Annotated in this window: 4 protein-coding genes; 2 read left to right on the forward strand and 2 right to left on the reverse strand. The window is 59.7% G+C overall.

Features of this window, described 5'->3' with window-relative positions:
• Positions 1-94 precede the first annotated feature (94 nt).
• Positions 95-994 (reverse strand): D-hexose-6-phosphate mutarotase, encoded by a 900-nt coding sequence (locus tag WBB95_RS19440; protein WP_424489056.1) that lies wholly within the window; start codon positions 992-994, stop codon positions 95-97.
• A 57-nt stretch (positions 995-1,051) separates the two neighbouring features.
• A complete protein-coding gene (locus WBB95_RS19445) occupies positions 1,052-1,456 on the reverse strand; it encodes an acyl-CoA thioesterase (protein WP_003176975.1) in 405 nt (134 codons plus the stop codon).
• A 458-nt stretch (positions 1,457-1,914) separates the two neighbouring features.
• On the opposite strand from WBB95_RS19445, the gene WBB95_RS19450 reads away from it, so the two are divergent.
• Together WBB95_RS19450 and WBB95_RS19455 are read left to right on the forward strand one after the other, a co-directional pair.
• The gene (locus tag WBB95_RS19450; protein ID WP_424489057.1) at positions 1,915-3,204 is read left to right on the forward strand and encodes an MFS transporter; all 1,290 of its coding nucleotides are present in this window, start codon (positions 1,915-1,917) and stop codon (positions 3,202-3,204) included.
• Positions 3,205-3,472: 268 nt separating this feature from the next.
• On the forward strand, positions 3,473-4,459 hold the full coding sequence (locus WBB95_RS19455; RefSeq protein WP_424489058.1) for a phosphate ABC transporter substrate-binding protein PstS: 987 nt from the start codon (positions 3,473-3,475) through the stop codon (positions 4,457-4,459).
• The last annotated feature ends 36 nt before the right edge of the window (positions 4,460-4,495 follow it).

Consider the following 4,495-nt stretch of genomic DNA (forward strand, 5'->3'; position numbering starts at 1 on the left):
GGCGGAGTGTCAGTCATCTAATTTAGCGACGGGCCCACCGCATTCGCGAGCAAGCCCGCTCCCACACAAGCCAGCTCCCACAGTTGGGTCAGGTTTACAGGGCGACAGCGACGATGCTCACGCCCAATGTATGGCTGGCGCCTGGCGCCAATGTCACCACATCATCCAGCACATTCGCCGTCTCGACGCACAGCATGCCCTGCCAGCCATCATCCGCCATGTCATCGAAGGCTTTGGCGCGTTCGGTCCAGGGGTTCCAGATCACGGTCGACTTCGAACCTTCAGCGGTGATCTGAATGCGGCGCTGCCAGTCTTTATCGACAATGCTCACTTGGGGCGGTGTGTCGAGGTAGATGCGGTCGGTCTCGGCAGTAAAGTGAAGCAGCCCGGCTTGCTGTTTGTGGCTCCAGCCGTCAGCGGTGTCGATATACGCCAGCCCGTCCAGCCCTTCGACCTGCACATTGCGCACATCGCTCACGGCGAAATAGGTGTGCAGCGCCTGGCTTAAGCTCACAGTGTCGGTGCCACGGTTGTGGCTGGTCAGGCGGATATGCAGTTGATCATCCAACAGCAGGCTCAGCTTAAGGTCGACCTGATGCGGCCAGCCAGGAAAGCCGCCCGCAGGCACCGGCAGCGTCAGGTCAACGCGCAAGGCCTCGCCTTCAAGCGCGCTCCCGACCAGTTCCCAGCGCGCCGTGCGCACAAAGCCGTGGGCACCGGCCGGCTGTTCGCTTTCACGCATCGCCTTTACGCTTGGCGGGTTACGGTCGAATACCCCAAACCACGGCCAGCACACCGGCACGCCGGTACGAATGCCTTTGCCCTGCTTGAACACCGCCTCAGGGTTCGGCCAGATCAGCGGCTGTTCGCCCTCACGCCCGTAACTGAAAATATGCGCGCCCTGTTGGGCCACCATCAGTTCGGCGCCGTTGTGGCGGATGCGCCAGCAGTCCAGCTCGTCGATTTTCACGGTTTCAACGTGGGGCGTAGGCATACAAAGCACTCTTTATGGCAGGCAATGGGGCAATTGACCGTCAAAACCCGATGAGGTTTAACGCGCGCGCGACGGTACCGAGCGCGTACGGCCACTGCCATCAATGGCGACGAATACAAACACCGCCTCGGTAACCTTGCGCCATTCGCTGGACAGCGGGTCGTCGCTCCACACTTCGACCATCATCTGGATCGAGCTGCGACCGATTTCCAGGGCCTGGGTATAAAAGGAAAGCTGCGCGCCAACCGCCACCGGCACCAGGAACGCCATGCGGTCAATGGCCACGGTGGCCACGCGGCCGCCTGCGACCTTGCTCGCCATCGCGGTGCCGGCCAGGTCCATCTGTGCGACCAGCCAGCCGCCGAAGATATCGCCAAAACCGTTGGTTTCACGCGGGAGCGCAGTGATTTGCAGGGCGAGATCGCCTTGCGGGATAGGGTCTTCTTGTTCGAGTTCGATCATGCCGTGGGTGCCTCTGACCCGTGACGCTTCATGGGTATTTCAAGTGGATAGCCGTCTTTGGGAAAAACGTTTCAGCACCAACATACACCGCGTGATGCGTTTCTCGTAAGGCGTACTAAAGGGAAACTCTGCCAAATCGGCTGGATGGCACCCAACGACGTTTTGGCACAGCAGCCCCTCAAGACAGCGGGTTTGGCGCTTGCAAGGGCCGAGTATATCGAGACCCTGGCGCCGCGACGACCTCCCGGCGCTCATTTGGTCGGCAAATCGCGGCTGTATGGCGGCTTTTTACGGTAACTGTGCTTCTGGTTACGGTTAAAGCGCCGGAACGGGGAATATTTCGCGCCGCCAAACTGTTATTCGGTGGACGCTGTGCTTTTTCAAGCGATTTGCTATCTTGCCAAACCCGCCGCAAGTCCCGGGCTTGCCGTTCTGATTACTATAAGAGAAGCCTTGCCATGTCCTCCGTGCCCGCAAGCAGTGCGCAACCTTCGCGCCCGCTGACCCGCAACGACTACAAAACCCTGTCGCTGTCTGCCTTGGGCGGGGCGCTGGAATTCTACGACTTCATCATCTTCGTGTTTTTCGCCACCGTGGTCGGAAAACTGTTCTTCCCCGTCGACATGCCGGAATGGCTGCGCATGATGCAGACCTTCGGCATCTTCGCCGCCGGTTACCTGGCACGCCCGCTGGGCGGCATCATCATGGCGCACTTCGGTGACCTGCTCGGCCGCAAGAAAATGTTCACCCTGAGCATCTTCATGATGGCCGTGCCGACCCTGATCATGGGCCTGCTGCCGACCTACGCGCAGATCGGCCTGTGGGCGCCAATTTTGCTGCTGCTGATGCGCGTGATCCAGGGTGCGGCGATTGGCGGTGAAGTGCCGGGCGCCTGGGTCTTCGTCTCCGAGCACGTGCCACCGCGCCATATCGGTTATGCCTGCGGCACCCTAACCAGCGGCCTCACGGCCGGCATCCTGCTCGGTTCGTTGGTGGCCACCGCCATCAACACGATCTACAGCCCGGAGCAGGTCTCGGATTACGCCTGGCGGATCCCGTTCCTGCTTGGCGGCGTGTTCGGCTTGTTGTCGGTGTACCTGCGCCGCTGGCTGCATGAAACGCCGATCTTCGCCGAGATGCAGCAACGCAAAACCCTGGCCGCCGAATTGCCACTGCGCGCGGTATTGCGCGACCACCGTAGCGCCATCGTGTTGTCGATGCTGCTGACCTGGTTGCTGTCGGCCGGCATTGTGGTGGTCATCCTGATGACCCCGACCGTGCTGCAAACCGTCTATCACTTCAGCCCTACTGTTGCCCTGCAAGCCAACAGCCTGGCGATCGTCACCCTGAGCCTTGGTTGCATCGCTGCCGGCGCACTGGCCGACCGCTTCGGCGCCGGCCGCGTGCTGGTCACCGGTTGCCTGCTGCTGCTGGCCACTTCGTGGACGCTGTATCACAGCCTCACCGACCATCCGAACTGGCTGTTCCCGCTGTACACCTTGACCGGCCTGTTTGTTGGCACGGTTGGCGTGGTGCCCTACGTGATGGTGAAAGCATTCCCACCGGTTGTGCGTTTCAGTGGGTTGTCGTTTTCCTACAACGTTGCCTACGCGGTGTTTGGTGGTTTGACGCCGTTGGCGGTGTCGCTGCTGATGAAAGAAAGCCCGATGGGGCCTGCTTACTATGTTGCCGTCATTTGTGTGATGGGGATGCTGGTGGGCGGGTACCTGTGGAAGCGCGGGCGTTAACTTCTTAACTGATCGTTCCCACGCTGGAGCGTGGGAACGATCATCTCAGATGTTGTGTTGGTCAACGATTACAGCGTATTTCTAAAACCCCGCCTCAAACGCCTAAACCTCCCCGAAAACCCCGGTTTTATTGAGCTTCCTCCTTCCTGTCAGGTTTTTCACAAATGCTGGCCTTTCATCTAATTGTCACATTGCAGACATAGAGTGTTCACACGGCCTACCGATACTTGGCCCCGATCCAACTATCCCTATCTGCTAGGAGCAAGGCATGAAACTGAAACGTTTGATGGCGGCAATGACTTTTGTCGCTGCTGGCGTTGCGACCGCTAACGCGGTAGCCGCTGGTGTTGACCCGGCAATTCCGGCCTACACCAAGACCACTGGTGTATCGGGCAACCTGTCCAGCGTTGGTTCCGACACTCTCGCCAACCTGATGACCCTTTGGGCTGAGTCCTACAAAAAGGAATACCCGAACGTCAACATCCAGATTCAGGCCGCTGGCTCCGCCACCGCGCCACCTGCGCTGACTGAAGGCACCTCCAACCTGGGCCCGATGAGCCGCAAGATGAAGGACACCGAACTGGCGGCCTTCGAGCAGAAGTACGGCTATAAGCCAACCGCTATCCCGGTGGCCGTGGACGCCCTGGCTGTCTTCGTACACAAAGACAACCCGATCCAGCACCTGACCATGGAACAGGTCGATGCGATCTTCTCCTCGACGCGTCTGTGCGGCGCCAAAGCCGACGTGAAAACCTGGGGCGACCTGGGTGTGACCGGCGACCTGGCCAACAAGCCGGTTCAGCTGTTCGGTCGTAACTCGGTATCCGGCACCTACGGCTACTTCAAAGAAGAAGCCCTGTGCAAAGGCGACTACAAGCCAAACGTGAACGAACAACCTGGCTCGGCTTCGGTCGTGCAGTCGATCAGCTCCTCGCTGAACGGCATCGGTTACTCGGGCATCGGCTACAAGACCGCCAGCGTGAAGACCGTGGCCCTGGCCAAGAAAGGCAGCACTGACTTCATCGAAGACAGCGAAGAAAACGCCCTGAACGGCAAATACCCGCTCTCGCGTTTCCTCTACGTGTACGTTAACAAAGCCCCGAACAAGCCTCTGGCCCCGCTGGAAGCTGAGTTTGTAAAACTGGTGCTGTCGAAGCAGGGCCAGGAAGTTGTCGTGAAAGACGGCTACATCCCGCTGCCAGCCAAAGTTGCCGCCAAGGCACTGGCTGACCTGGGTTTGAAAGAAGGCAACTAAGCCTGCAAGACCTGGTGTAGCAGCGGGCCCTGTGGG

It is taken from the genome of Pseudomonas sp. (genome assembly GCF_049645325.1).
Taxonomy (GTDB): domain Bacteria; phylum Pseudomonadota; class Gammaproteobacteria; order Pseudomonadales; family Pseudomonadaceae; genus Aquipseudomonas.

Bases quoted from the DNA above. Each gene is read 5' to 3' on its own strand.
- WBB95_RS19440 (WP_424489056.1), bottom strand. From the start codon at position 994: ATGCCTACGCCCCACGTTGAAACCGTGAAAATCGACGAGCTGGACTGC.
- WBB95_RS19450 (WP_424489057.1), top strand. From the start codon at position 1,915: ATGTCCTCCGTGCCCGCAAGCAGTGCGCAACCTTCGCGCCCGCTGACC.
- WBB95_RS19455 (WP_424489058.1), top strand. From the start codon at position 3,473: ATGAAACTGAAACGTTTGATGGCGGCAATGACTTTTGTCGCTGCTGGC.
- WBB95_RS19445 (WP_003176975.1), bottom strand. From the start codon at position 1,456: ATGATCGAACTCGAACAAGAAGACCCTATCCCGCAAGGCGATCTCGCC.